The following is a 4,534-nucleotide window of genomic DNA, read 5'->3' on the forward strand; positions in this document are numbered from 1 at the left end:
TAGATAAGGGAAAGGAAATAAAGAATTATTGTGAGAACTGGGTAGTAGGTGCAAAAGTAACCTTCTATACCAAAGAGACTGAAATGACAAATATGTTCATGTTGATGTTCGGAGGTGATAATATAACATCCGATGCGGAGATGAACGCCCATATAGCTGAACTGATAAACAGTATAGATAATTTCGATTATGTGGCGTACCGTGACGGAACGATTGATGGCGAGATGCTGTATATTATACAGTATATGGTAGCAGCTAACAACGCGGACAAAATGTTAGGAGGTTTAGTAGCAGGAGGCGGTGGAGTAGCTACTGGAACAATTGTAACGCCAGAGGCTTATTTAGTAGAGGTAGAATTGTCTGGTGGATATGCCGGTGTAGCAGAGAATATCGGAAGTATGGTAGCGGAAGGTGCATTGTCTGGTGTTCTTGCTATGAATGGACAAGGAGGACCGAATAAGGGGGATTCTGAGACTGGAAACTGGAATAAAGGAAGCTTTGATTCTCCAGAAGATTCTTTGGACTACCATTATGGCAGGCATGGTGATGAAGTTGGTGCTACAAGCCGCGACCAATATTTAAGAAAGGCAGAAGAATTTGCTAAAACAGCTAAAAAAGGTTCTACAAAGAGCCGAGTTGATGGAGCTGTTGAAGGTACAATTCGATACAAAAAGAATGGAAAATATATTGATATTGCGCCAGATGGTTCTATTGTATCATTTGGGAAGCAATAGGTTCGGAGGTGATTATAGGTGGGATTAGTACATCAGTTTGCAATTATTCCAAAAGATAGTGATGTGAGTATGGTTTCTTCAGATATGGATTCAGTTTCCATTTCGGATATGATAATTCAATATATTGGAGATAGCTTGAAATGGATCAGTACAACTTGGAACGGCAAAAGACTTCAAAATGGTATTTCATACTATGGATTTTCATTTATTGAAGATGGTGAGATAACAAAGTTAAAGAACATCCTCAAACAATGGGTAGAACTATTTCGTCTATCGCCAGATGAGTTTTATTTGACTGGAGAATTCCTGCTAGATGAGGAACGATATGAAAATATACTGGTAAAAAAAGGGGAGATAATAAAAAATTTAAATTCCTGTATTTATATCTGTGAAAAAGCGATAAATGAGGGGAAGAGGGTTTTACATAATGGTATTTAACCGATTCGTCCGGCTTTGCCGGGCGATGTCCCCAGAGGTTATGCGTTTTCCAGCATAACCTCTTTAACCTGCACACTTTTGACCCTGGCCATATTGGTTGATTTGGGGAGAAATACCTCTGTTCCACATTGGCTCAACGAGCCAGAATACTTGCTTCATGGTACATCTTTCCGAGCAGGGTCTTAAAACCGGCACACCGGCCGTCACGGTGCGTAACAGGGCTAAAAGATGGTGAGCTAGAGCCGCTTGTTGGCATGGGATTGGTATATCCACCTTGTTTTGCACGAAAAAGCCGGGAATACGCTGAATATTGTGGTTGAATCAAAGGATTCCCCTGCCAAAAGCCGGAAAATGCCTTAAAACCGTTGGCTTTGGTGAAATCAGCTTTGGCTGGTGGCATAAGTTTTTCTGATATGCAAGAAAAAGTTATTCAAAAAACAGGGGACTCCAGCATAACAAATTTGGGCCTTGCCACCCGGCAGTTTTCTCATTTTCAGCGGTAGTTTTAGAGGCGTCGGGTGGCAGAATCCGGAACACTGGAAAAACCGGACACCGCCGAGCCACCCACGTAAGACACGTTCGACCCGTTGAAATTCATGGCAAGTAAGTTTTCAGTAAGAAAATCGCAAGGGAATCGAAATTGACAGTCCCCCCGACGCTATGTTACAATGGCGCACACCCGGGGGTTTAAGGGGGTGGAAACACACCAGAAAAATCTCAGCAAGACAGACACACCGGCCACTCCATGATGGATCTGAACGGTGTGTTTTCTTTCTGCTGTTATAGGCTGTTGATAAATTTCATAGCCCGGACGCCGTCTTTCACGCCGCGAACCTACCATCCATTCTTCTTCTGTCAGCCGCCTCACAATATTTTCAGCTTGTGCGGAAGCCGATACCACAATGGAACAAATATCTGCTCCATAGATGAAGCACCTTACACAAATCGAAAAAAGAACCGGGAAAAGACTTGAATCTATCTGTCACCAGAGGTAACATACGACACACTTCCAGAGAGGTTTCTCTCCGGAAGGAATAACCTGTAAAGTTCGTAGGTTGTGGAGATGGATAGGCTTATTCACCCTTGCGATGGCCGTAGCCAGAAGGCGTAAACCGGCACACAACGCTTATCAGCTGAGGTTGCCGGCAGATTTACAGTTACGGATGGAGACAGGAAAAGAAGGAAGGATGACATCTGAGAAAAGAAAACATCATCTATGTGGGGATTGACCTTCATAAGGAAAGCCACACAGCGGTCATGCTGGACTGCTGGAATACGAAGCTGGGAGAGATTACGTTTGGTAATAAACCATCGGAGTTTCCGAGGCTGGTAAGGAAGGTCAGCCGTTTTGTGACAGAAGATAAGACGGCAGTGTATGGTCTGGAAAACGCCTGCGGTTATGGCCGCGCCTTGGCTGTATGGTTGATTGAAAAAGGATTCCATGTAAAAGACGTAAATACTGCTTTGTCTTACGCCCAGAGAAAAAGTGTGCCGATGTACCAGAAAAATGACAGTTATGATGCGGAAGCCGTGGCTTTAGTGCTGATCAATATGCTGGACAAGCTGCCAGATGCGGTACCGGATGATAAATATTGGACGTTGAGTCAGTTGGTGAACCGGCGGGATAATATCTGTACCCATCTGCACAGATTGAAGAACCAGCTCCATGAGCAGCTCTGCATGGCATATCCCAGCTATAAGCAGTTTTTCAGCGATATCAGCCGTGCAACAGCATTATATTTTTTCAAGGAATACCCATCGCCGGGACATCTGCTGGGAAAGACAGCGGAGGAACTGGCAAAGGAACTGCGCCCGATCAGCCACAATACGTGCGGAGAAGATATTGAATCTGATAAAGTCTGATGGCGAGACAAAACGGGAGCATCAGGAGAGCCGTGATGCCATAACAAGAAGTCTGGTCAGCGATTTGGAGCATTACCGTATTCAACTGGAGGAAGTAAACGAGGCAATCGAAAACTTACTGCCAGAGTTTAACTGCACCCTGACCACAATGCCGGGGATTGACAGGATAACAGCGGCGAATATACTGGCAGAGATAGGTGAAATCACCCGTTTCCCCAGTGCGAATAAGCTGGCGAAGTTCGCCGGGATAGCGCCAGTCAATTTTTCATCAGCGGGAAAAGGGAAGGATATGTGTCCGAAGCAGGGAAATAGGCGGTTGCAAGCCATCTTCTATTTTATGGCGATTCAGATGATACAGATTTCAACAAACGGAACTCCAAGAAATAAAGTATTCCGGGAGTATTATCTGAAGCGGGTTGCAGAAGGAAAGAATAAACAGCAGGCATTAATCTGTGTATCCCGACGTCTGGTGAATATCGTGTATGGGATGCTGAAAAATCACACCGAATACCGGGAGCCGGAGCAATAAAGACTGTCACTCCCGAACAGATTGTGATAAGATTGAGCCAGAAGAAACACAGTGTTTGGTTTACCACCTTTTCCAAAAGAATAGAGAAAAAGGTGCGAAAGTTATAAGCTGGATGATTCAGTGCCAAGGGGGATTCTGACTCTGAAGACTATAAAGCTCCAGAAGGTGGTGGCGGTGTAACAGATAATGTCAAAGTTGGTGATAAAGAAGTTAGTTTTGGTCATGGTGGAAGGCATCTTGAAGGAACTGGCTTATCTGCTAATGAGGTAAATCAGGCTATTGCAAAAGATGTTGTTACAAAAAATCCTGGAACAGGACAATTCTACAAAGGGCAGTTGAATGTCAATGGTATCACAATTGAGTATACATCATATGGAGTAAAGGATGGGTTAATAAATGTTGGTACTTATTATCCTGTTCAGTAGGAGGTCTAATGGCATTAGAAAATAGCGAATTGACAGATTGTGAAAAAAAGTGGATGGAATTAATCCTATCTAAAAAATTTTTGCATAGAGATGAGGTGATTAATCAAATTAATTATGCAAAGGTTATTCGGGAATACACGGACTATTATTTGGCTCTGAAGTTTTGTATTGAGGAGGGAATACAGCCAGTTAGAATAAGGACTGGAGTTCCTGTTGAGATGAGAGTGTATAAAAAAGATTATGTACCGATACAATTCTTATTGCATATTACTTGTGGATATGTTTCAGAACTGGAGATATTTAAAGCTGATTCTTCAAATATAAAGGCGGAGTCAAGTTTAACAGATGGAGAGGTAGAAATTTTATTAAATCCAGAAGTAATGTGTTAACAGAGTTCGCCTGGCTTTGCCGGGCGATGTCCCCAGAGGTTATGCGTTTTCCAGCATAACCTCTTTAACCTGCACACTTTTCGACCCTGGTCATATTGGTTAATTTGGGGAGAAATACCTCTGTTCCACATTGGCTCAACGAGCCAGAATACTTGC

At 43.2% G+C, this 4,534-nt stretch carries 5 protein-coding genes; all 5 read left to right on the forward strand.

Annotation, left to right across the window (positions count from 1 at the left end; all coding sequences use genetic code 11):
- Positions 1-734, forward strand: a 734-nt coding sequence (locus G614_RS31815) for a hypothetical protein (RefSeq protein ID WP_044918738.1), incomplete at its 5' end; no start/stop codon positions are given.
- Between the two features lie 18 nt (positions 735-752).
- Positions 753-1,172: a hypothetical protein gene (locus tag G614_RS0123445; RefSeq protein ID WP_022201330.1), complete on the forward strand. Its 420-nt coding sequence runs from the start codon at positions 753-755 to the stop codon at positions 1,170-1,172.
- A 1,218-nt stretch (positions 1,173-2,390) separates the two neighbouring features.
- A complete protein-coding gene (locus G614_RS34040; protein WP_049948112.1) occupies positions 2,391-3,035 on the forward strand; it encodes an IS110 family transposase in 645 nt (214 codons plus the stop codon).
- Entirely contained in the window at positions 3,016-3,564 is a 549-nt protein-coding gene (locus G614_RS34045; RefSeq protein WP_049948113.1) for an IS110 family transposase, read from the forward strand. Before G614_RS34040 ends, G614_RS34045 begins: the two co-directional genes overlap by 20 nt.
- Positions 3,565-3,997: 433 nt before the next feature.
- Entirely contained in the window at positions 3,998-4,378 is a 381-nt protein-coding gene (locus G614_RS0123455) for a DUF6984 family protein (RefSeq protein WP_027643830.1), read from the forward strand.
- Positions 4,379-4,534 lie beyond the last annotated feature (156 nt).

It is taken from the genome of [Clostridium] clostridioforme AGR2157, assembly GCF_000424325.1.
GTDB lineage: Bacteria > Bacillota > Clostridia > Lachnospirales > Lachnospiraceae > Enterocloster > Enterocloster clostridioformis_A.

Excerpts from the sequence above, each read along its gene's own strand:
- G614_RS0123455 (WP_027643830.1), top strand. The coding sequence starts at position 3,998 with ATGGCATTAGAAAATAGCGAATTGACAGATTGTGAAAAAAAGTGGATG.